This is a genomic window from Borreliella afzelii, assembly GCF_014202295.1.
Taxonomy (GTDB): domain Bacteria; phylum Spirochaetota; class Spirochaetia; order Borreliales; family Borreliaceae; genus Borreliella; species Borreliella afzelii.
On the sequence record NZ_JACHGM010000002.1, the window covers coordinates 314,331 to 337,382 of the forward strand.

The following is a 23,052-nucleotide window of genomic DNA, read 5'->3' on the forward strand; positions in this document are numbered from 1 at the left end:
GTTTTATAATTTTTTTTATCTTATATTTTATATTTTGTCTGGGGGTTATCGGATGTGGTCTTGACAATATTTTAATACTTCCATCGCCAGAAAAGATTGATAATCGAATTTCAAGGGATTCTGTGGCCTTTTTTTTGCCAGCAGATTATTTTTCTAATCAAGCAGCTGAAAAATTAAGGGGTTTTGATATATACTATAAGTTTTATCCAGAAGGCGCCAATTATCATGTAAGTAGTTTTCGAAAAAGTGTGGAAAAAGATTTCGAAGCTTTAAGGGGTGTTTTTGACAATGTTAGTGAATTTAATAATAGAGGGTTTTATAAAATAAATTTGAGTGCTACTATGTATTCTGGTAAACCTGTTTTTAAATTAAATAAAGAATGGGTCGATAGCAAATTGCCTTTGTATTTTGAAATAAATTTTGGAGAATTAAGAAAAGATGTTCCCGGTGAGGCTTTCATTATTGTAAGAAATGGAAATACTTCTTCGTCCCCTATTCTTCTTGAGAAAAAAAACATATATAGGTCTTACATTGACAAAGGGAAATATATAGGTTTTTCAAAATCTATTAAAAAGTCTGATCTTTTAGACAAAGAGAAAAGGCCAATTGATCTAAAGCATATAAATGACGATTTTTTTACAAAAGACATTGCTCCTAAATATAATTTGGCAATTTTTGTTATGGGCGTAGGCAGCATTGTTGACGATGCTTATAGTGTTCTTATTGATCTTGGAGATTTGTCGGGATTTAGTTTGTCTAATTAATTAGTTTTATGGAGGAGTATGATAGTATTTTTTTCTCATTTGATTTTAACAAACATTATTATTTCTTTTTTGATAAGCTTTTTTGTTATGTTTTTAAACATATTGAATTTCAAGTTTTTAGTAATTTATTTAATAAGTTTTTTAGGTGGCATTGTATTTTTATTTTTTATTCCTTTTTTCTATTCTGATTATTATGAAAGGCGAATAGATCCTATTCTTTATTTATTTCCTATTTTAGGATCGGTGATTTTAATAGGTTTGATTAAATTTTCTGAAAGAAATAAGAACGACTTATAAAAGAATGATTTTTAAAAGAGTTGAGAATCAACTTAGTTTTTAATATTTTTTATTAATATAATTTGTTAATAATTTTATTCAAGAGTGAAATGTTTGTTTTTAATAGGTGGACTTATTGGTTGGATTGTTTTATTATATTCTTATAAAAGAGGGGATAATTTCCGCTATGTGGTGTCATAGTGAGTAAAAGAGAAGGATAATAGGAGGTTGATTTGGCAATTATTACGATGAAGAGCTTGTTGGAGGCCGGAGTTCATTTTGGTCATCAGGTAAAAAGGCTTGATCCTAGAATGAAAAGATTTATTTTTTCCGAGAGAAATGAAATACATATTTTAGATCTTCAAAAGACTTTACAAGGTATTAAAGATTCTTATGAGCTTGTTCAAAGAGTGATAAAAGATGGCAAAAAGGTGCTTTTTATTGGAACCAAAAAGCAAGCTAGTGAAATAATCGAACAAGAAGCAAGAAGAAGTGATATGCCATATGTTAATAATAGATGGCTTGGGGGCATGCTTTCTAATTTTAATACGATTAGAAAATCTGTTCAAAAATTAAAAAAGCTAGAAAAGATGGAAGTTGATGGAACTTTTGATATGATAAGTAAAAAAGAGATTTCACAGCTCAATCGTGAAAAATTAAAATTAGCTAAAAATTTATCAGGTATTAAAGACATGGAAACGCTTCCTGGTGCTGTTTTTATCATTGATCCTAAGAGGGAGCAAATAGCTATTAATGAGGCTAGAAAATTAAAAATCCCCATTATTTCTGTGGTTGATACAAATTGTAATCCGGATGTTATTGATTGCCCAATTCCTGGGAATGATGATGCTATTCGTTCTGTTGCTTTGTTTACCAAAATAATATCTGATGCTATTTTAGAAAGTGATAAAGAGGTTGGTATTCAAATAATTGAAAATTTGAACGAAGAAGATTTGATGAAAGAAATTGAAATTAAAAATGATAAAAGTGATTCTATTGAAGAAGGGGGGGAATAATTTATGAGCATTATTAGTCCTCAAGATGTAAAAAAACTTCGAGAAGAAACCAATGCTGGTTTTGGGGATTGTAAAAAAGCTTTGTCTGCTGCTGGTGGAGATTTTGAATTAGCTAAAAAAAAACTTAGAGAAATGGGAATTGCGTCTGCTGAGAAAAGACTTGACCGAGATGCAAAAGAAGGTAGAGTATTCTCATATTCAAATAATATTCATGCAGGTCTTTTGCTTGTTTCTTGTGAAACAGACTTTGTTGCTTTAAATCACAATTTTGTTAATTTCGGTAATTCTTTAATTAAGGAATTGGTAGAGAGTGGAAGAAATTCTTTAACTGCTTCTCAAGAGTTAGAACTTAAAAATTTAGCAGCTACAATAAAAGAAAATATTCAGGTTAAAAAAATTTTTATTACTGAAATTCAATCTAATGAATTTGTAAAAATTTATTTGCATGGCGAACAATCTAAAATAGGTGTTTTGGTTAAATTAAAAGTAGATGATTTTTCTAAAACTGAAGATAAAATGTTGCAAGATTTTGCTATGGATTTAGCTTTACATGTGGCTGCTCTTGCTCCTATTTATTTGAGAAATGATGATGTTTGTCCAAATTATATTAAAGAGCAAGAAGAGATATTTGCTAAACAATTAGAACTTAGTGGGAAGTCAGAAAGCATAGTTAAAGGCATAGTTGCTGGAAAAATAAAAAAACATCTTGCTGAAATTTCTCTTCTTGAACAAGGTTTTGTAAAAAATGATAAACTCACTGTTAGGGAGATGTTGGAAGAGGTTTCAAAAGCAATTTCAAGCAAGATAGAAATAGTTGAGTTTAAGTATTTAAGAATAGGATAGACAATGTACTGCTTTTTGTCAGTAAGGAGGAGTTTATATGGAAGATTATAAGGCTTTTCTGGATGAAAAGATGAGCAAGGTTCTTTTATCACTTGACAATGAATATAAAACGTTAAGAACAGGTAGAATTAGTAGTAATATTTTTGATAAAATTTTTGTTCAATACCATGGCCAAAGGACACCCATAACTCAAGTGTCAAGTATTAGAATTCCTGAAGCAAGACTTGTTGTTATTCAACCTTGGGATAAAACTATCTTGAATAAGATAGAACAAGCTATACTTAATTCTGATCTTTCTATGAACCCTTCAAGCGATGGTTCTGTTATTAGAATTAAAGTTCCAGCTTTAACTAGTGAAAGGCGGCAAGATATTGTAAAGCATGCTAAAAAAATAGCAGAAGAACATAAAATTTCAACTAGAAATATACGGCAGGATTTAAATAATAAGGTTAAAAAGCAAGAAAAAGAATCGGAAATCACAGAAGACAGTTTGAAAAGAATTTTAGATGATATTCAGAAATCCACAGATATTTATATTAAAAAGATAGATGCGATTTTAGAATCTAAAATTCAAGAAATAATGGAAGTTTAAAGCCCATGAATAAAAGTTCTCTTCCAAGTCATGTTGGAATCATCATGGATGGCAATAGAAGGTGGGCTTTAGGTAAGGGATTGTCTTTTTCAGAAGGTTATAAAGAAGGTCTTAAAAGAGCAAAAGAAATAGTTAAGCATTCTTTAAAGATAGGTATCAAATATTTATCCTTTTATGTGTTTTCTACTGAAAATTGGAAAAGGGATGATTGTGAGATAGAAGAGTTAATGTTTTTGATTGCTAGCTATTTGAGGGCTGAATTTAATTTTTACAAAAAAAATGGAATAAAAATAATAGTTTCAGGAGATGTTGACTCCTTAGGTGAAGAAGTAAAAAGTTCGATAAAAGATTCTGTCAGCTTTTCTAAAAATTTTAACAATCTTGTTTTAAATTTGGCAATCAATTATGGAGGGCGCAATGAAATACTTCGAGCTGTTAGAAAATTTGTTTCAAATAATTTTGATTTAAAGTCTTTAGATGAGAATACTTTTTCCAATTTTTTGGACAATCCAGAACTTCCTGATCTTGATCTTTTAATACGTACAGGCGGAAATATTAGAATAAGTAATTTTTTCTTATGGAGGATTGCTTATTCTGAATTAATTTTTTCAAATGTTTTGTGGCCTGAATATTATGAGAATAGGTATAGTAAGGATTTAGAATGTTTTCAGCTTAGAAGAAGAAATTTTGGGAGATGATTTGTTGAGTAAGGTTAAGAGATTTGCTTTTTTTGCAAGGTTGGGAACATTTCTATTTTTTGTTCCTTTGATTTTATTTTTAATATTTTTAGATTTTAAAAATTATTTATTTCTTAATATTTTGATTTTTATATTTAGTGGTTTTGCCGCAAAAGAAGTTAATGATTTATTAAAATTTAAATCGTCAGGACTTTCGAGTATATTATCTTTTTTTTTAGGGTTTACTCCCCCCATTTTAACGTATATTCATTTTAATGTTTTTTATTTAGGCATGAATGTTGTATATTATTTGGTTATAGCGTTAGTGTTTAGTAATTGGATTGTTAATTTAGTATTTATTAAAGAACATGAGATTGGAAACTTTTTGTCTCAAGCAACGTCAATACTTTTTATACTTATATATCCCGGGGTATTAATGTCTTTTATAGTTTCTATTACAACTTTTCCTAAGGCCCCATTTTTAATGTTAATACTTTTTGCTATGGTAAGTGGAAACGATACTTTTGCATATCTTTTTGGCTATTTTTTAGGGAAAAATAGTTATCGTCCTACTATTATTAGTCCAAATAAAACATTAATGGGGTTTTTTGGGGGCATTTTATTTTCTATATTTACTGCTATATTTGCGGTAGTTTTTAGATTAATAAATTTAAGCTATGGAGAATCTATTATTTTTGGCATTTTAATTGGAGTTTTTACCATTATTGGTGATTTGTTTGAATCTGGATTGAAACGAAGTGCTGGAGTAAAGGATTCTGGGAAAATCATTCCTGGTAGAGGTGGGGCTCTTGATTCGATTGATTCTTTTCTTTTGACAGGCCCAATATTTTATTTATACTTATCTTAGTGATTTTTGGAGGAAATTTTTATGTATATTCTTTTTAGTGTGCTGGCTCTTAGTTTTATAATATTTATTCATGAGCTGGGGCACTTTTTATTTGCCAAGCTTTTTAAAGTTAAGGTTGAAGTTTTTTCTGTGGGTATAGGTCCTAGTATATTAAAGTTTAAAATTAATAGTACTGAGTATAGACTTTCTCCAATTATTCTAGGAGGATATTGCAAGCTTAAAGGATTTGATCACCTAGAAAAGGAACTTAAGGCAAATAAAGAATTAGAAGCAGATAAAGATTCTTTGTTTGGAATTTCACATTTTAAAAGAATTTTAATATATTTTGCAGGTCCTTTATTTAATTTGATTTTTTCATTTATTGTTTTCATTTTTATAAGTATGATGGGTATTATATATTTTGACCATTCTTCAAAGGTTAGTATTTTAAATAAAAATTCTTTTTTAAAAGATAAATTTAGAGATGGTGATATTATATTAAAGGTTAATAATAAAAAAATTGAATATTTCTCTGATTTGAGAAATATTATTCCGGAAAAAAAATCTACAGTTACATTTGATGTTTTAAGGGGAAAGGAAAATATTACTTTTGAAGAGACCGTTAGTTTGCAAGATTTTTTAAAAGAAATTGGCCCTTGGATTGATCTTGTGGTAGCAGATGTAGTTTTAGATTCGCCTGCTAAAATTGCGGGAATGAAATCGGGTGACGAAATAATTAGCATTGATAATATTCTTTTGAAAAATAAAAGAGATTTAGATGATTTGCTTAAGAATTTAAATTCAGATGTTGTGGAGATTAAGTTTTCTAGGAATGGAGAAATTTTTTCTTCAAAATTAGTATTTCAGGATAAAAGTAAAATGATTGGCATATATTTTTCACCGCCTTTAAAAAGGCTAATTAAAGTAGAAAATGTTTCAAGTGCTATTAAGAATTCTTTTTTTAAGGTTGTAAATGCTTTGCAAGACATTTTGTATTCTATTTTTTTATTGATAACAAATTTTTTAAATACCTCCAAGAGTGTATCAGGCCCTGTTGGAATTATAGGAATTCTCTCTTCATCTTATTCTTTAGGACTATTGTATTGGATTAATAACATTTCTGTCTTGAGTTTAATTCTTGCCGGCATGAATTTGTTTTTTATTGTAATACCTGTTTTTGACGGGGGACAAATTTTTATCAGCTTTATTGAACTTTTACGTGGAAAAAGATTTAAGGCCAAAACCATTTATTCTTTTTATAGCTTTGGTATTTTTTTTGCACTGTTTCTTTTTGGCTTAGGCCTTTTTAACGATTTGAAGGGTCTTTTACATATATTAAATTAAAAATTAGAAATGTATTTTAGCATAAGCCAAAAGTGAGATGCCGATGCAATTATTATTAATATGTGAAATACATCATGCATTTTCATGTTAATTGTTGGATTGAATTTTTTACTTAATATATATATTATTCCGCCTATTGTATATACGATTCCACCAAAAACTAGCCAAAAAAATCCTTTTCCACTAAGAGCTTCGTAAATAGGCTTAATTTTAAAAAGGATAAGCCACCCCATGATTATAAATATAGATCCATTAAACCACCCGGGGCTATTTGTAAATATTGCCTTGAAAATGATTCCGATTATAGCTAGACTCCATACTATAGATAAGATTATTATCCCTGATTTATTTGGCACAAGGATTGCACATGCAGGAGTATATGTTCCTGCTATTAGAATAAATATTGAAATATGATCAAATTTTCTAAATATTTTTTTTATCCTACTTCCTTTTGGAAATATATGGTAAAGAGTGCTCATTACATATAATAGAGTCGTTGAAAATCCATAAATAAAGAATACAAGTATATGTAAATCTTTTTTCTTAAGAGCAGATATTGTAATAAGAATTGTTGTTCCAATTATAGACAAAATAATTCCAAAAAGATGCGATATAGAACTAAAAAGTTCATTCTTTGGTATTTTACTTGTATTAATATTGCTTAATGAGCAATTTTTAAGTTTGTTTTCTGTAAGCACAACTTTACCTCCGTTTGATCATGTATTTATAAAAAACTTATAATACATTACTTTAATTGTAAGATTTTCTCAAGATTAAATTAAATCTTACTTGATTTATCTAGTCTAAATATTTAGCTTGTTTTATAAATAAGTTTTTTTTTATAAAAAAAGCTTTATAATAAATAGTGTTTGCTGAAATTAGCATTGGAGAGGCTTAGCATGATTAATTTTATTAAAATAATTAACTTTTCAAGTTTGCAAAAATTTTCTAAAGCACTACGAGTGCCTATTTCTATTTTACCGGTTTCATGTTTGTTGATTGGTATTGGATCTGTATTTTCAAATCCTTCCAATATTGTTTATTTTGATAAATTTTTTTTTCAAGATGTTTTAGGTTTAATGAAGGCTATAGGCAATGCTATTCTTTTTAATATGCCTTTAATTTTTTCTATTGGGATTGCTGTTGGAGTTGCAAGAATAGGACAGGGAACAGCTGCTTTAGGAGGCCTTATTGGTTATTTAACATTTAATATTACTGAAAATTATTTTATTGAGACTTTTTCAGGCCTTGTTGAAGCAGAGGCAATGTCTTCTGTGGGGCGTATAAATTTTCTTGGCGTTCAAACTTTAAATACGGGAATTGCAGGTTCGTTAGCGGTAGGGCTTTTGGTTGGTTATTTGCATAACAAATTTTATAATATGAAGCTACCAAAGCCTTTTATTTTTTTTTCAGAGTGCCATTTTGTGCCCGTAGTAATAATTTTGCCTTTTTGTGTTATTTTGGCTATATTTTTTTGTTTGATTTGGTCAAGTTTTGACAAATTAATTGCATCTTTGGGCTTGTTTGTTTTTAGATTTGAATATTTTGGCAGTTTTCTTTATGGATTTTTAAATAGGTTGTTATTGCCTTTAGGATTACATTCTATTTTATCTTTTCCTTTTGAGTTTACTTCTTTAGGGGGAGTAGAGATAATTAATGGTAATGCTGTTAGGGGTCTTAAGAATATATTTTATGCCCAGTTATTAGATCCATCACTTGTTAAATTTTCATCAGGCTTTGCTAAGATTGGTAGTGGATTTTATCTATCTATTATGTTTGGATTGCCTGGAGCAGCGTTGGGGGTTTATAAGGGCATTGTTCATGAGAATAAAAGTAAGGTTGCAGCTCTTCTTTTTTCTGGTGCTTTGACGGCTTTTTTGACTGGAATAACTGAACCTTTAGAATTTTTATTTATTTTTACAGCACCTTTGCTTTATTTTGTTCATGCCATTTATTCGGGATTTGCATTGTTGTTTGCTAATTTTTTTGATATTACGATTGGCAATACCTTTTCTAATGGGTTTTTGGATTTTTTTATGTTTGGAATACTTCAAGGGAATTCTAAGACAAATTGGATCAGTGCAATGCCTTTAGGGGCGATCTTTTTTGTTCTTTATTATTTTACTTTTAGTTGTCTTTATAGATATTTTGATTTTCAGATATTTATTGCAGATGATCCATTTTTTGAAGGTCAAGAAGGTAAGCTAGAGAGCCTGGGGATTGCTCATCTTTTAATTCAAGGTCTTGGTGGATTTGATAATATTATAAAGCTTGATGTTTGTTCTACAAGATTGCATGTAGATGTTGTGAATACTGAGCTTATTGATAATGATTTGCTTAAAGAGGCTGGAGTTCTTAAGATAGGACTTATTAATGGCAAGGTGCAGTTATTTTATGGATCTAATGTGTTTTATATTAAAAAGGCTATTGATACCTATTCCCCAAAAAGTCTTTTTGAAGCTAGTGTTGTGGTTGCAGTTGACAATGTTAAAAAAGGCTTTAAGACTTATATTGAAATGAAAGAAGACAAAAAACTTGAAAAGCAAGGTAAATCAGGAAAAGCTTATAAGCTTAGTGAATTAGAAGAAGATTAAGAGTTTAGATTATTTTTAGTTTTATTTTGTTTTATAAATAAAGTTTTTATTGTTGAAAAAAATTAGTCTCTCTTATATACTAACAAAGTAACCTTTGTTGCATATTTTGCAATGCGTTAGACCATAAGGAGTTTTATAGTGATTAAAAGATATGAGGCGTGTTTTTTGTTTAAAAGTGAAGAAATTGAGTATAAAGGTTCTTTAGAAGAAGTTAAAAAATCTTTAGAATTGTATGGTGCAACTGATATTATTAGCAATTTTATTGGTGAGAGGGCCTTAGAATATCCTATCAAAAAGCAAGCTAGAGGTCGTTATGAAATAATAGAATTTAGTATGGAAGGTAATAATTTAAAAGAATTTGAATCAAAGCTTAAGTTAATTAAAAGCTTGCTTAGGTATATGATTTTGGTCAAAATAGTTAGAAAGATCAATACTAAAAAAATTAAAAGAAGAAACTTTAGGGAATTTAAAGACAATATTGACAAAGAAAATCTAAAAAGTGGCTCTAAAATCGAAGTGCCAACAAGTTCTGAAAGCGCAGATATTCAGGAAAAATAAGAGGGTTTTGAATGGCTGATATCAATTCATTAGTATTATCTGGCAGACTTACAAGAGATTCTGAGCTTTCTTATACAGAAAGTGGTATGGCTGTTCTTAGGTTTTCTTTAGCCAATAATAGAAGAATGAAAAAAAACGATGAATGGATTGATTATCCACAATATTTTGATTGTGTTATTTTTTCAAAACGAGCCGAAAGTCTTAATGAATATTTGAAAAAGGGCAAACAAGTTGTGGTAAGTGGATCTCTTAAATATGAAAGCTGGCAAGATAGGAATACTGGTGATAAGAGGAGTAAGGTGAATATATTTGTAGATAATTTGCAAATGTTTAGTTCAGGTTCTAATACTTTTCAAATGCAAGATTCAGATGTTAATAGTTTGACAAACTATAAAAAAGAAGATGCAATTAAGGATATTGATATTGTTGATGATAAATTTAATGAAGATATACCTTTTTAATGGAGTTTAAGTTTATGTATAAAGATAGAGATGTAAATCAAAGAGATTCAAGATTTGAAAATCAGCAGGATGGTTTTAAAAAAAATTCAAATTTTAGATTTTTTAAGAGAAAGTCATGTAAATTTTGTGATTCTGGCAAACATCCTGATTATAAAGAGTTTGATTTTCTTAAAAAGTTTATTACCGAGCAAGGTAAAATCTTACCTAAAAGAATTACTGGAACTTCTGCTAAACATCAAAGGCGTTTGGCATTAGAAATTAAACGAGCAAGATATATGGCTTTGTTGCCTTTTGTAAAAAAATAGTTATTTAGGGGTAATTATGAAAGTGATTTTAAAGGAAGATTTTATTAATCTTGGAAGAGAAGGAGATACTGTAGAGGTAAGAGATGGATTTGCAAGAAATTATTTGTTACCCAAAGGTTTTGCAGTTTTTTCAAATAAACATAATGTTGAGATTTTCAATCAAAAAAGAAGATCAATATTAAAAAAGCAAGAAACAAAAAAACAAATTGCCAACGATCTGAAATCTAAGCTTGATCTGGTTAAATTAGAATTTTTTATGAAATCCAATGATTCTGGCAAATTGTTTCATAGCATTAACAGTTTGAATATTGCTGAGGAACTTTTTAAACTTGGTTTTGATATAGAGAGAAAAAAAATAGATATACATCATGGAACTTTAAAGACTTTTGGAACTTATGATGTAACAATTAAGCTTTATGAAGGCATTAGCTCTATTATTAAAGTAGAGATAAAAAAAGAAGAAAAGCAAGAGGATAAAAAGCCTTTAAATAAAAAGTTAAATAAAGTAGATGAGCAAGCTGAAAGAGAAAGGGTATAGTTTGTGGCTTTAGCAGCTTTTTCAAATTCTGCACTTCTTTTTAATGATGGTGCAGAAAAAGCGGTAATTTCTAGTATATTTTATAATTCAGATAAGTTAGAGCAAATTGCTTTTCATGTAAGAGCTGATGATTTTTACAATGAAACTCACAAGTTGATTTTCAAAGCAATGGTTTCGCTTTATGAAAAAAGGGAAAATATTGATCCCATTACTGTTTTTGAAGAAGTATCTAAGCATGTTTCAAAAACACAACTTTTGCTTAAAAAAGATTTAATTAATTTACCAGATTATTTAGATTCACTTTCAGTTTATTTGCCAACAGATAGAACTATTAATGTTTATGCAAAAATTGTAAAAGAGCAAAGTGTTCGTAGAAGTATTTTAAATGTTTCTAAAGAACTTAATGACTATATAAGTGATTCTACAAAAACTATTAATGAGATTGTTGAAGAATCTCAGCAAAAGATTCTTTCAATTGAGTTAGATTATTCTAGTAAAAATCTCTATCATGCTAAAGTTATTGCAGAACGTGTTCATAATGAGATATATGAACGCAGTATGAAGAAAAAGGAAGCAAATTTTGGTATTCCAAGTGGCTTTAGAAAGGTCGACTCTCTTATTGGGGGATTTAGAAATAGTGATTTTATTATAGTTGGTGCTCGTCCTAGTATTGGTAAAACGGCATTTGCTTTAAATATTGCATCTGCTATAGCATTGAGAAAAGAAGGAAAGAAAAAAGTAGGATTTTTTTCTCTTGAAATGACAGCAGATGCTTTAATAAAAAGAATAATATCGTCTCAATCTTGTATTGATAGCTTTAAAGTTCAAAATAGCATTTTATCTGGACAAGAGATAAAATCATTAAATGATGTTGTAAATGAGATTAGTGATGCTGAGCTTTATATTGAAGATACTCCCAATATTAGTTTACTAACTTTAGCAACTCAAGCTAGAAAACTTAAGCGATTTTATAGTATAGATATAATATTTGTTGATTATATTAGTCTTATTTCTTTTGAAACAAAAAATCTTCCAAGACATGAACAAGTTGCTTCGATTAGCAAATCTCTTAAAGAGCTTGCCAGAGAGCTTGAAATTCCTATTATTGCATTGTCTCAACTTACAAGAGATACAGAAGGGCGAGAACCTAATCTTGCTAGTCTAAGGGAATCAGGTGCATTAGAGCAAGACGCTGATATTGTAATTTTACTTCACAGAGATAAAGATTTTAAATTTGAGTCTTCTGCTGAGATAGAACCAATAGAAACTAAGGTTATTGTGGCAAAGCATAGAAATGGTCCTACGGGGAGAGCAGATATATTATTTTTGCCACACATTACCAAGTTTGTTAACAAAGACCATCAGTATTAATTTAATTTTAATATTGTTATTTAATGACTATCCCAACTCCCAAATAATTAAAGTTAATAGAATGTTTTTCTAATTTTTTTTCATCTAGGTTATAAGCTAAAGGAACATAACTGACTTTTGAATATATTTTGAAAATATACTCTGTGTTATGGTATTTTAGCATTTTGAATAAAAATCCCAATTCATTTTCAATTCCAGCTTGAAAAACGTTTTTTATTCTTATTGGCCTAAAGATGCTTTTAATATCTTGGTTATTTTGATTGTAGGCAAAAAATAATCCCGCAATGAGGTAAGGATTGAATGTTTTTTGGGGTAGAAATTCATACATGATGCCCGATGATAATCTATTTGTAAAGCTATTAGTTTCATTGTAATTAGTGTAATAATTTGTTGAGATTGAAAAGTAATGGCTGATGTTTTCGTTTATTTTATAAAATATTAAATTTCTTATTTTAAATGGGATCATAATATCAAATCCAAAGTAAAAATTATTACTTAAAATATTAAATTCATTTTTCGATTCTGATATTGTTGTGTATTCTTCAGGTGTAATGATTATTCCAAATCCCCCAACACTTAAGAAATTTTCTTTAGTTGAAAAATTTTTAATGTTTAAATTATTTGTTATGAAAAAATTTTTAGAGTAAAGTTGATAATTTATTCCAATTCCGGTTTCTGCTTCTTGTATTTTTGAATATGTTTTAAGGCTTTTAATTCGATTTTGAATTTGGGAATAAAGTTTTATATCAAATCCAATATTTTCATTTTTTAAAGTAATTCCAATACTGTTTTTGATAAAATAATCTGCAAAATAAGATAAATCCATATAATTTTCTAAATTTAAAAAATTCATGTAAGAGTAATTTAGAGCAAAGCTTAAAAAGCCTCTGTAATTGTAGCTATCGTAGCTTTTTATGCTTGGAATTGGACGATGTTGATTTAAAATGAGGTGAATTATACTTTGCATTAAGCGTCCTCCCCAGTTTCCAAATAATAAGTTTTTAATTCCAATTCCCAAGTCTATTTCTCCAAAATTTTTTCCATTAATTAGCAATAAGATTGGAAAGTAATACATGAAACCTATTTCAATTAAGTCTGTTCTACTAATTAAAGATTTTGGCGAGTCTTTATAGCCTCTAAAAGTTAACATGTGTGCTTCTAAATTTATTATAAAATTGTATTTTGAAATATAGGTGAAAATTAGAGAACCACTTCTCAAATCATCAAAAAAATCGCTTAATGAAAATCCAAACCCATCATTTAGTATTTCAAAAGAATATTTGTCAATACCTTCATTTTTGTATTGGATTGCATGATTATAAGAATAAGCTTTCAAAGCAGAAATTATAAATATTATGAAAAGTATTTTTTTAAAACGCACTTAAAAATTATAACACTTTAGTTTATTTTTTTTTATTAATTAAGTGTAGTTTTTATAGTGAGCTATTGTATTGTATAATTCAATAGAGTTTGCTAAGACTTTAGGAGTATTTGCGATGAAAAAAGTAGCTATTATTGATGGACTTAGAACGCCTAATACCAAGTTTGGAGGTTCGTTTAGAGGTTTAGATATTATTGATGAATCTTCAAAAGTTGTTAAAGCTTTGCTTGGAAGAAATAAGTTATGTGAAGTAGATGAGGTCATTATTGGAAATGTAATATCTGCGGGACTTGGTCAAAATATTGCAAGGCAAATTGCTTTAAAGTCTAATTTGGGCGATACCGTGCCTGCATTTAGTGTTAATAAGGTTTGTGGTTCTGGTCTTAAGGCTTTGGAACTTGCATTTAACTCTATTGTTCTTGGAAACAATGATATTGTTTTGGCTGGGGGAGTGGAAGATCTAACCAATTCTCCTTATTTATTGCCCAGAAAGATTAGATTTGACGGTCTTAAATTTGGTAATTTTGAACTTGAAGATTCAATTCAAAAAGATGCCTTAATAGATTCTCTAAATTTTATTTCTATGGGACTTACGGCAGAAAATCTTTCAGAAAAATATAAAATAACAAGAGAGATGCAAGATGAATTTGCATATAATTCTCATGTAAAGGCATTGAAGGCAAGAGAACTTGGATATTTTGAAGATGAAATTTATCCTTTGACTGTTTTTGATAAGAAGACTAATTCTAGCAGGGTTGTCTCAAGCGATGAGGAAATAAGAGATAATGTAACTCTGAATAAACTGGCATCTCTTAATCCTGTTTTTAAAGAATTAGGCACAGTAACCGCTGGAAATTCTTCTAGTTTAAATGATGGGGCTTGTTTTTTAATTTTAGCAAGTGAGGAAAAAGCAAAAAGCTTAGGAATAAGTCCATTAGCTTATATTGGAGGATTTAAAAGTGTAGGGCTTGATCCGCTTTATATGGGTTTTGGAGCTTATGCAGCTATTGAAGGCATTATTAGTAAATTAAGTTTAAACCCTAGCGAAATAGATTTGATTGAAGTAAATGAAGCATTTGCGGCTCAAGCATTAAGTATTGAAAAGGCCTTGTTTAAAAAATACAATATAACTAGCGATATTATTAATATAAATGGCGGTGCTATTGCTTTAGGGCATCCATTTGCAGTTAGCGGTTCAAGAATTTTATTAACACTTTCTCGTTCTATGAAAATGAAGAATAAAGCAAAAGGAATAGCATCTGTTTGTGTTGGTGGCGGACAAGGAATTTCTAGTTTTTTGTATAGATGAAAATGTTTTGTTAACTAGATTTAAATGTAAATTTTTGTTAAATTAGTGGGTAAGTGATTCTTTTAAGAGGTTATGTTATGAAGAGTTTTTTATTTTTGGTAATATTGGGAACTGTGGGGATTAACTCTTTTGCTCAAAATACTCCTGTTGCTATTATTAATTTATATAAAAATGAAATTATTACTAAAACCAGTTTTGACTCCAAGGTTGATATATTTAAAAAGACTCAAGGTCGAGATTTAACTGCTGCTGAGAAAAAGCAAGTTTTGCAAGTTTTAATAGCAGATGTTCTTTTTAGTCAAGAGGCTTCAAAGCAAGGAATTAAAATTTCAGATGATGAGGTTATGCAAACGATTAGAACTCAATTTGGACTTGTAAATTTTACTGATGAGCAAATCAAGCAGATGATAGAAAAACAAGGTACAAATTGGGGTGAGCTTTTATCTTCAATGAAAAGATCTTTGTCTTCCCAAAAACTTGTTTTAAAGCAGGCTCAGCCCAGGTTTTCTGAAGTTAAAACTCCTAGTGAGAAAGAAATTATTGAGTATTATGAGGCTAATAAAACTAGATTTGTAAATCCCGATATTTCAAGAGTTAGTCATGTATTTTTTTCTACTAAGGATAAAAAAAGATCAGATGTTTTAGATCAAGCAAAAAATATTTTAAGCCAAATAAGATCAAAAAAAATTACTTTTGAAGAAGCTGTAAGAAAATATTCAAATGATGAGTCTTCCAAAGCTAAAAACGGAGATCTTGGGTTTTTGTCAAGGGATGATCAAAATGCTCAAAATCTTCTTGGACCTGATTTTATAAAAGAGGTTTTTAATTTTAATAAGGGTGATATATCTTCGCCTATTGCTTCAAAGGAAGGGTTTCATATTGTTAAAGTTACAGAAAAATATGCGCAGAGATTTTTAGGCTTGAATGATAAAGTATCGCCTGCTACAGATTTGATTGTCAAAGATGCAATAAGAAATAACATGGTTAATATTCAGCAACAGCAAATTGTTGTTCAAGTGCAGCAAGATGTGTATGGTAAGCTTAACAAGTCTGCAAGTATACAAATTTTGGATTCTAGTCTAAAATAAAAATATTTTTATTTATATAATTTTGGTATGGATTTAATGCATGAAGTTAGAGTTTTGGCTTTTCAAAAGATTTATAGTATTGATATTAATCAAAGCGCAATGGATGATATTTTTGATATTTTCAATATTGAGGATAAAGGATTGGATATAGAAAATGAATCTATTAAGTCGTTTTATTCTTCTTTAGTAAATGGTACTTTTAATAATTTAGAGCATATTGATAGCTTGATTAGGGATATTTCTTGGAATTGGTCCTTAGATCGAATGGATAAGGTTGATCTTGCAATACTTAGAATGGGTGTATATTCTTTGAAGTTCCAAAATTTTGAAAATTCAAAGCGTGCTGTAATTGATGATGCAATTTTGATTGCCAAGAAATATGGGAGTAAGAACTCCTGCAAGTTTATAAATGGCATACTTGATGCTTTATTAAAAAATATGGAGAATTGAGTTGAAAAAAAATAAAACTTTAGTGTTTATTTTATTATTTTTATTATCGGTTTTTTTAGGTGGTTTTTATTTCTATTTCAATCCCAATGTTTTATATTTTTTGAAAGGTGAGAAAGATTTTAGCAAGCTTATTATAGGAATTGATTTTTATATCGATAGAAAAAAATTTGATGATGCTAAAAAAGCAATACGATTTTCATCATATTATGCTAATACCGAATTTAAGTGGCTAGCTCTTATTAAAAGAGCTAAGATTTGGGCTTTAAATACAGGTGACTACCATCTTATGGGGGATATAGTAAATCTTAGTGTTAAAGTTTTGCCAGGTAATTTAAAGCTAAGGGCTTTAGAAGTTTATTCTAAGCTTAAAATTGGAGTTTTAAAAGACGCTTATAAAATTGCAAATCAATATCTTTTAAATAGTGAAGAGTATCGGGGTCTTTACGATGAAGTTTTTATGAAAAATTTAAGTGCAGATAATAAGGTTTTAGATTTTAATAAATTTATTGATAAAATTTATAGAGAAAAGGATGCTCGTGTTTTTGAAGAGATGGGTTTAAATCTTAAAAATAATGCATTTTTAGTAAATGCAATGCTTTTGTATATAGAGAAAAAAAACATAGATGCTGCTAAGCGTATACTTTTTAAAATTAAAGAAGACAAAAACTTTTTCAAAGAGCTTGCATATATTTCATACAATCTTAATGATTTGGATTTTACAATTTCCAATCTTAAGTTTTTTAAAAATGGAGATGATCCTGCTTTGCTTTTTTTGCTTGCTGATGCTTATTTTAAAAAAGGCGATATTAAGAATGCCAAGAATGAATATTTAAAGCTTTATACAAAATTTCCTGATTACAGTGTTCTTGTTTATTTAAATCTTGCACTTATAGCTAATAACGAGAATGACTTTAAAAGAGCAATTTCTTATTTGAATAAGGCTAATGAGGTATTTAAAGGCAATAAGATAATAAGTTATTATTTAGCAAGCATATATTTAAAAATTAAGAATTATTTTAAAGCTAATGAAATTGTAGCTAATTACAAGGAAGATCCTTTATTTTTTAAAATTTATTTTGCATTAAATTATGCAAATTCTGAGTATGAGGCAAAAAAATCTTATTTATGGCGACTGTTTTACAAGACAGACTACAATTCTAGTATTGCACAATTTCTGGCTTGGAATTTGTTGCTTTATTCAGATTTAAAGGACTTGGATTTATTTTTTAAAATATATAGTTTTTCTGGAAATAAACAAGATTGGTATGATTTTTATAAATTTTATTATTATTTCCTTAAAAGAGATTTTATTAGTTCAAAAAGGATAATTTTTGATAGTAAATCTCCAACATATATGTTTGGAATTTACTATAATCTTGGGGTTTTGAGTTTTTCTGAGAAGGATTATAAAGAAGCAGAAAGATATTTTAATAAAGGAATATCTTTATTGCCTAGTAGTTTTTATGATAAAGATGTTAATACCCATTATGAGCGTGAGCTTGTATCAAAAATTTACTTAAAACAAGGAATTAATTATCTTTATTTGGGAAAAATGGAAAAAGGCAAAGAATCTATTTTAACTTCTTATTCTTTTTACAAAACCGATGAAGGAAGGCTTTATAAAAATATGATAGATACACTTAGAGAAAGGAAGTTGAATTTTGACTAAACTAAGATTGAAATCTAAAGATGAGATTAAAAAAATAAAAGCTTCAGCAAGCTTATTAGCGCTTACTTTGTTAGAAATAGAGAGAAATATTGTTCCTGGTATTAGCACCAAGGAACTTGATTTGATAGCCTATGATTTTATTATTAAAAATAAAGCTAAACCCGCTTTTAAAGGATATCATGGGTTTAAGGGTACCATTTGTGCATCTGTTAATGAAGAGGTTATTCACGGTATTCCTGGAAAAAGAAAACTAGCTGATGGGGATATTATTAGTATTGATTGTGGGGTTATTCTTGATGGGTTTTATAGCGATATGGCAAAAACTTTTAAAGTGGGGAATGTGGATCCTAGTATCGATAAACTTTTAGAAGTTACAAATGCTTCTCTTTACAAGGGTATTGCTGAGATGAAAGTGGGAAATAGAATTTTAAATATATCAAAAGCAATAGAAGAATATATAAAACCATTTGGTTTTGGAATAGTTAGAGAATATACTGGCCATGGTGTTGGATTTCAGCTTCACGAAGAACCAAGTGTTCCAAATTATTATGCTCCTTTTTTTAAAAATATTAGAATTCAAGAGGGTATGGTTTTGGCTATTGAGCCTATGGTAAACTTAAAGGGGCATGAGGTTTCAATAAAGAGTGATGGTTGGACCGTTTTTGCATCTGATCTTAGTTATTCTGCACATTTTGAACACACTGTTGCTGTTGTTGATGGATTGCCTTTAATTTTAAGTGAAGTTTAAAGTTCAAATTAATCAAATATTAAAATATTGTTTATAAAATTAATTAATTATGTGGAGGTTATGAAAGTGGAAAAAAAGTTTTTTTCTGGATTTATTCTTAGCTTTTTAGCTTTGGGTATTGGGTTTTTTATTGGGATGCATTATTTAGATTCTAATAGAAGTAACATTGTTTTTGCAGAAGAAAAGGGTAATACAGTACAAACCTTGCAAGACTCTTTTAGAGAAGTTTCCAAGAAAATTTTACCATCATCTGTAGAAGTTCATGCAACAGGGGTAATTAAGCAGAGTTTTCCTATTCCATTTTTCTTTTTTGATATGCCAGAATTTGATTCTGAGAGAAAAAGCAATTGGGCAGGGTCTGGAGTAATAATTGGTAGAGATTCCAAAAATAAATCATTATTTTATGTAGTTACCAATAGTCATGTAGTAGATAAGGCAACTGAACTTGAAGTTGTATCTTATGATAAGAAAAAGCATAAGGCTAAGTTAATTGGCAAAGATGAAAAAAAGGATATTGCGCTTATTAGCTTTGAAAGTGATGATGCAACTATTAAAGTGGCTGATCTTGGGGATAGTGATAAGCTTGAAATAGGTGATTGGGTTATGGCGGTAGGTAGCCCTTTTCAATTTAGTTTTACAGTTACAGCAGGTATTGTAAGTGGATTGCAACGTTCTGCAAATCCTAATTTACAATCAAGAAATTTATTTATTCAAACTGATGCTGCAATCAATAGAGGTAATTCAGGTGGACCTCTTGTAAATACAAAAGGTGAAGTTATTGGGATTAATGCTTGGATAGCTTCAAATTCTGGTGGAAATATTGGGTTAGGTTTTGCAATTCCTGTTAACAATATTAAAAGTACCGTAGATTTTTTCCTTAAAGGTAAAAAAATTGAATCAGCATGGCTTGGAATTTCTTTTTACCCATTAAAGACAAGAGATCCTGAAGTGTTAAAAAGCTTGGGGGTTGAAGGTGATGATGTTCCAGCTGCAATTATTGCTTCTCTTTATCCAGGTTCACCTGCTATTAAGTCAGGGCTTAGAGCGGGAGACATTATTGTGAAGGTTAATGGAGTTCCCATGAGTGTTTTTCAAGACGTTACATCATATATTAGCGATTTTTATGCTGGTGAGAAAATCAATGTAGAAATTTTAAGAGGTAATGTTAAAAAGAATATTGAGATTATTCTTGCTGTTAGACCCAAGGACAAAGAGCTTTCTTCTTCAAAAATGTTTCCAGGTTTTGTTGTGTATCCATTAGTTGAAGATATTAAAGCTCAGCTTAATTTAAGAAATTGGACTAAAGGCGTTGTTGTTGATTATATTGATAAAAATTTAGCATCAAATATTAAGATGAAATCAGGAGATGTAATTCTTTCTGTAAATTCAAAAAGTGTTTCTAATTTAAGAGAATTTTATGATGCTCTTGAGATTGGAAAAAATACTTATAACATTTTAAGAGGAAACGATTCTTTTAAAATTTCGTTTTAGTAAGTTTTAGTTTTGGGTTAAGAGTTGATCTTAGCCCTTTTTTTGTTTTATGTATTTATGTGTTACTTTGCAAATAAATATTTTGATTAAATAAAATTTATTGTTATTGGGAAGGAAATAAGTTTAAATTATGAAAAAATATATTTCTTATGAAGAGATAAGAGTTAATGGGTTTAAGCTTGCTTATAAAATTTATAAAGATGGATTTATTCCAGATATTATGTATGTCTCTTTGAGGGGAGGAGCCTATCTTGGCAATATTATTAGCGAATTTTTTAAATTTGTAAAAGTAGATAAACCCCTTTTATATGCTGCTGTTGTTGCTAGATCTTATGATATTTTTAATGAGCAAAAAAAGATAATGATAGATGGTTGGACTTATGACCCAAAATATTTAAGGGCAGGCGATAAGGTTTTATTTGTCGATGACATTTTTGATACGGGTCGTACTATTGTTTATTTGAGAGGTGAGGTTTTAAAAAAGGGCATAGAAAATAAAAATGTTAAAATAGCAGTTTACGATTATAAGGATCATGGATTTGTGGATTATATTCCTGATTATTATGTTAATAAATATTCTAACCGAGAAGAATTAAATACTTGGATTCATTATGGGAATCATGAGCTGACAGGTTTGAATGAAAGTGAATATAAGAATAGTTTTGAATATATAGATGATGAGCTTAATGAGATTTTAAAATTTTTGGCAAAAAATAAATCTTAATTATTGTCCTCTATGTATTCTATTAAACTGTATCCTTTTGTTTTTAATATTTTAATTATTATTCCCAGATTATCTTTTAATATTGGGCCGATTAGCGCATGAGTTTTTTCGGCTTTAACTGGGAATTTATTTATATTTTTAATTGCTTCAAAGTTATCATTTTTATAGCTAGGATAAACTTTAACATAATGATTTGTTGTATAATTCCCATTATTTGCAGTTTTTTGATTAGTGTTATTGCTTAAATTCTTGTTGGGGTAATTAATTTTTTTAGACTTTTGTATGTATATATTGGAATTTACATTTTTTTCACCGTTTGTATTTTTTTTTAAAATCGATTCTTTTTTGGTCTTTTTGAAGTTCGAGTTTGAATCGTGAATCTTAGAATTTTTTTTTATTTTTGTTTCTACGTTTGAAAATAATTCTAATTTATTGTTTAATTTTCCGTCTTTTACTGGAAATAATCTTATTACAAAAAGAAAGAGTAGTATTAATTTGTATAGTTTTGTTAATCTCATTTCTTTGTTTCCTTTCGTTCGGTTAAAAATAAAGATTTTTAGGAGTTCTTGGAAATGGTATTGAATCTCTTATATTAGATATTCCTGTTGAGTATTGCACAAATCTTTCAAGTCCAAGTCCAAAACCGGAATGAGGAGTGGAACCAAATCTTCTTAGATCAAGATACCAGTTTAGATGCTCAATGTTTAAATTTAATTCTTTTATTCTATTTTCTAATTTTTGTAAGTTATCCTCTCTTTCGCTTCCCCCTATAATCTCTCCAATTTTGGGAACAAGTACATCCATTCCTTTGACAGTTTTATTGTCTTTATTTATTTTCATGTAAAATGCTTTGAAATTTTTTGGATAATCAATGACCACTACTGGTTTTTTAAAAGTCTCTTCTGTTAAAAATCTCTCGTGCTCTGTTTGCAAATCTATTCCCCAGTAAGGTTTTATTTCAAAATTTTTTTTTGAGCTTTCAAGAATTTCAATTGCTTTAGTATAGGTAATAACCTCAAAATTTGAATTTATTACGTTTTCTAGTTTTTTAATTAGTCCTTTTTCAATGTAATTTTCTAAAAAATCCATATCTTGTGAGCATTCGTTTAAAATTGAACTTAAAAGATATTTTAAGAGATCTTCTGCTAGGGTAATATTGTCGTTAAGCTTGTAAAAAGCCATTTCTGGTTCTATCATCCAAAACTCTGAAGCGTGGCGTGTGGTGTTAGAATTTTCTGCTCGAAATGTTGGGCCGAATGTATATATTTTAGATAAAGCCATTGCATATGCTTCTCCATGCAATTGACCAGTGACAGAAAGAAAAGCTTCTTTGCCAAAAAAATCATCTTTAAAATCAATATTACCAAGGTCATTGTTTGGTTTATTAAATTTCAGTGTGGAAACCCTAAACATTTCTCCAGCACCTTCCCCATCATTTGATGTAATTATTGGTGTATTAATATAAAAAAAACCATTTTTTTGGAAATATTCATGAATTTTGTATGAAATTTTACTTCTTACCCTGGCTACAGCTCCAAATGTATTAGTTCGTATTCTTAAATGGGGGATTTCTCTTAAAAATTCAAAAGTATGTCTTTTTTTTTGCAATGGGTAAGTTTTTGGATCTGCTTCTCCGATTACATTAAAACCACATGTTTTTATTTCATAATTTTGCCCTTTTGCAGGACTTTCCACTAATAGGCCCGTTAACGATATGCTTGCTCCTGTTGTTAGGTTTTTTAGATCTTTCTCGTCAAATTGATTTTCTTCTTCATTTATTACGGCTTGAATTCCTTTAAGCGTTGAGCCATCATTAATTTCTATAAATCCAATCTTACCATTACTCCTTTTAGTTCTAATCCAGCCATTTATTGTAACATTGCTGTTTAAAATTGGATTTTCTAAAATATCTTTAATGCTTGCAAACATTTTATTTATCACCCCAAATACTTATTAATATTGCTAAATTAATTTTAATATAGTTTAAAACTTTTTTTAAAAAACAT

25 protein-coding genes are annotated in these 23,052 nt (G+C 28.9%); 21 read left to right on the forward strand and 4 right to left on the reverse strand.

Annotated elements, in window-relative coordinates; all coding sequences use genetic code 11:
• Positions 1–38 precede the first annotated feature (38 nt).
• The 8 genes from HNP63_RS03655 (at position 39) to rseP (ending at position 6,359) form a co-directional block, all read left to right on the forward strand.
• Positions 39–764 (forward strand): hypothetical protein, encoded by a 726-nt coding sequence (locus tag HNP63_RS03655; RefSeq protein WP_183227300.1) that lies wholly within the window; start codon positions 39–41, stop codon positions 762–764.
• An 18-nt stretch (positions 765–782) separates the two neighbouring features.
• Positions 783–1,061 carry a hypothetical protein gene (locus HNP63_RS03660; protein ID WP_004790313.1) on the forward strand — a complete coding sequence of 93 codons (279 nt, stop codon included), beginning with the start codon at positions 783–785 and terminating at the stop codon, positions 1,059–1,061.
• Between the two features lie 212 nt (positions 1,062–1,273).
• Positions 1,274–2,056 carry a 30S ribosomal protein S2 gene (rpsB, locus tag HNP63_RS03665; RefSeq protein WP_004790672.1) on the forward strand — a complete coding sequence of 261 codons (783 nt, stop codon included), beginning with the start codon at positions 1,274–1,276 and terminating at the stop codon, positions 2,054–2,056.
• Between the two features lie 3 nt (positions 2,057–2,059).
• Entirely contained in the window at positions 2,060–2,899 is an 840-nt protein-coding gene (gene tsf, locus HNP63_RS03670; RefSeq protein WP_044052128.1) for a translation elongation factor Ts, read from the forward strand.
• A 37-nt stretch (positions 2,900–2,936) separates the two neighbouring features.
• A complete protein-coding gene (gene frr / locus HNP63_RS03675) occupies positions 2,937–3,491 on the forward strand; it encodes a ribosome recycling factor (RefSeq protein ID WP_073999212.1) in 555 nt (184 codons plus the stop codon).
• A gap of 5 nt (positions 3,492–3,496) precedes the next feature.
• Positions 3,497–4,189 (forward strand): polyprenyl diphosphate synthase, encoded by a 693-nt coding sequence (uppS, locus tag HNP63_RS03680; protein WP_004790688.1) that lies wholly within the window; start codon positions 3,497–3,499, stop codon positions 4,187–4,189.
• Between the two features lies 1 nt (position 4,190).
• Entirely contained in the window at positions 4,191–5,036 is an 846-nt protein-coding gene (locus HNP63_RS03685) for a phosphatidate cytidylyltransferase (protein ID WP_235189319.1), read from the forward strand.
• A gap of 21 nt (positions 5,037–5,057) precedes the next feature.
• A complete protein-coding gene (gene rseP, locus HNP63_RS03690; protein ID WP_004790194.1) occupies positions 5,058–6,359 on the forward strand; it encodes an RIP metalloprotease RseP in 1,302 nt (433 codons plus the stop codon).
• Here the strand turns inward: rseP and trhA are convergent.
• Positions 6,356–7,057 carry a PAQR family membrane homeostasis protein TrhA gene (gene trhA / locus HNP63_RS03695; RefSeq protein ID WP_015055321.1) on the reverse strand — a complete coding sequence of 234 codons (702 nt, stop codon included), beginning with the start codon at positions 7,055–7,057 and terminating at the stop codon, positions 6,356–6,358. The genes rseP and trhA overlap by 4 nt on opposite strands.
• 201 nt (positions 7,058–7,258) lie before the next feature.
• Here trhA and HNP63_RS03700 point away from each other — a divergent pair, with 201 nt between their 5' ends.
• The 6 genes from HNP63_RS03700 (at position 7,259) to dnaB (ending at position 12,186) form a co-directional block, all read left to right on the forward strand.
• Positions 7,259–8,953, forward strand: coding sequence for a PTS transporter subunit EIIC (locus HNP63_RS03700; protein WP_183227240.1), 1,695 nt, complete (start codon positions 7,259–7,261; stop codon positions 8,951–8,953).
• Positions 8,954–9,091: 138 nt separating this feature from the next.
• Entirely contained in the window at positions 9,092–9,511 is a 420-nt protein-coding gene (gene rpsF, locus HNP63_RS03705; protein WP_004790432.1) for a 30S ribosomal protein S6, read from the forward strand.
• Positions 9,512–9,522: 11 nt separating this feature from the next.
• Positions 9,523–9,972: a single-stranded DNA-binding protein gene (locus tag HNP63_RS03710; RefSeq protein WP_015055319.1), complete on the forward strand. Its 450-nt coding sequence runs from the start codon at positions 9,523–9,525 to the stop codon at positions 9,970–9,972.
• A 14-nt stretch (positions 9,973–9,986) separates the two neighbouring features.
• Positions 9,987–10,277 (forward strand): 30S ribosomal protein S18, encoded by a 291-nt coding sequence (gene rpsR / locus HNP63_RS03715; protein WP_004790283.1) that lies wholly within the window; start codon positions 9,987–9,989, stop codon positions 10,275–10,277.
• Between the two features lie 16 nt (positions 10,278–10,293).
• Positions 10,294–10,815 (forward strand): 50S ribosomal protein L9, encoded by a 522-nt coding sequence (rplI, locus tag HNP63_RS03720; protein WP_004790335.1) that lies wholly within the window; start codon positions 10,294–10,296, stop codon positions 10,813–10,815.
• 3 nt (positions 10,816–10,818) lie between these two features.
• Complete coding sequence (gene dnaB / locus HNP63_RS03725) at positions 10,819–12,186, forward strand: replicative DNA helicase (RefSeq protein ID WP_004790447.1); 1,368 nt, start codon at positions 10,819–10,821, stop codon at positions 12,184–12,186.
• Positions 12,187–12,202: 16 nt separating this feature from the next.
• Here dnaB and HNP63_RS03730 read toward each other — a convergent pair whose 3' ends face one another.
• Entirely contained in the window at positions 12,203–13,567 is a 1,365-nt protein-coding gene (locus HNP63_RS03730) for a hypothetical protein (protein WP_183227242.1), read from the reverse strand.
• A 115-nt stretch (positions 13,568–13,682) separates the two neighbouring features.
• Here HNP63_RS03730 and HNP63_RS03735 point away from each other — a divergent pair, with 115 nt between their 5' ends.
• The 7 genes from HNP63_RS03735 (at position 13,683) to HNP63_RS03765 (ending at position 21,046) form a co-directional block, all read left to right on the forward strand.
• Positions 13,683–14,876 (forward strand): acetyl-CoA C-acyltransferase, encoded by a 1,194-nt coding sequence (locus HNP63_RS03735; protein ID WP_004790730.1) that lies wholly within the window; start codon positions 13,683–13,685, stop codon positions 14,874–14,876.
• A 77-nt stretch (positions 14,877–14,953) separates the two neighbouring features.
• A complete protein-coding gene (locus HNP63_RS03740; RefSeq protein ID WP_004790326.1) occupies positions 14,954–15,964 on the forward strand; it encodes a peptidylprolyl isomerase in 1,011 nt (336 codons plus the stop codon).
• Between the two features lie 36 nt (positions 15,965–16,000).
• Positions 16,001–16,414, forward strand: a complete 414-nt coding sequence (gene nusB, locus HNP63_RS03745) for a transcription antitermination factor NusB (RefSeq protein WP_011600838.1) — start codon at positions 16,001–16,003, stop codon at positions 16,412–16,414.
• A gap of 1 nt (position 16,415) precedes the next feature.
• On the forward strand, positions 16,416–18,083 hold the full coding sequence (locus HNP63_RS03750; RefSeq protein ID WP_004790627.1) for a tetratricopeptide repeat protein: 1,668 nt from the start codon (positions 16,416–16,418) through the stop codon (positions 18,081–18,083).
• Positions 18,076–18,831, forward strand: coding sequence for a type I methionyl aminopeptidase (gene map, locus HNP63_RS03755; RefSeq protein WP_011600837.1), 756 nt, complete (start codon positions 18,076–18,078; stop codon positions 18,829–18,831). The genes HNP63_RS03750 and map overlap by 8 nt, the downstream gene beginning before the upstream one ends.
• A gap of 66 nt (positions 18,832–18,897) precedes the next feature.
• On the forward strand, positions 18,898–20,322 hold the full coding sequence (gene htrA / locus HNP63_RS03760) for a DegQ family serine endoprotease HtrA (protein ID WP_004790474.1): 1,425 nt from the start codon (positions 18,898–18,900) through the stop codon (positions 20,320–20,322).
• 130 nt (positions 20,323–20,452) lie between these two features.
• Positions 20,453–21,046, forward strand: coding sequence for a phosphoribosyltransferase (locus HNP63_RS03765; protein WP_004790170.1), 594 nt, complete (start codon positions 20,453–20,455; stop codon positions 21,044–21,046).
• Here HNP63_RS03765 and HNP63_RS03770 read toward each other — a convergent pair.
• Positions 21,043–21,564: a hypothetical protein gene (locus HNP63_RS03770; protein WP_004790646.1), complete on the reverse strand. Its 522-nt coding sequence runs from the start codon at positions 21,562–21,564 to the stop codon at positions 21,043–21,045. The two genes, HNP63_RS03765 and HNP63_RS03770, sit on opposite strands and share 4 nt — an antisense overlap.
• A 22-nt stretch (positions 21,565–21,586) precedes the next feature.
• Complete coding sequence (gene asnS / locus HNP63_RS03775; protein ID WP_048830501.1) at positions 21,587–22,975, reverse strand: asparagine--tRNA ligase; 1,389 nt, start codon at positions 22,973–22,975, stop codon at positions 21,587–21,589.
• Positions 22,976–23,052 lie beyond the last annotated feature (77 nt).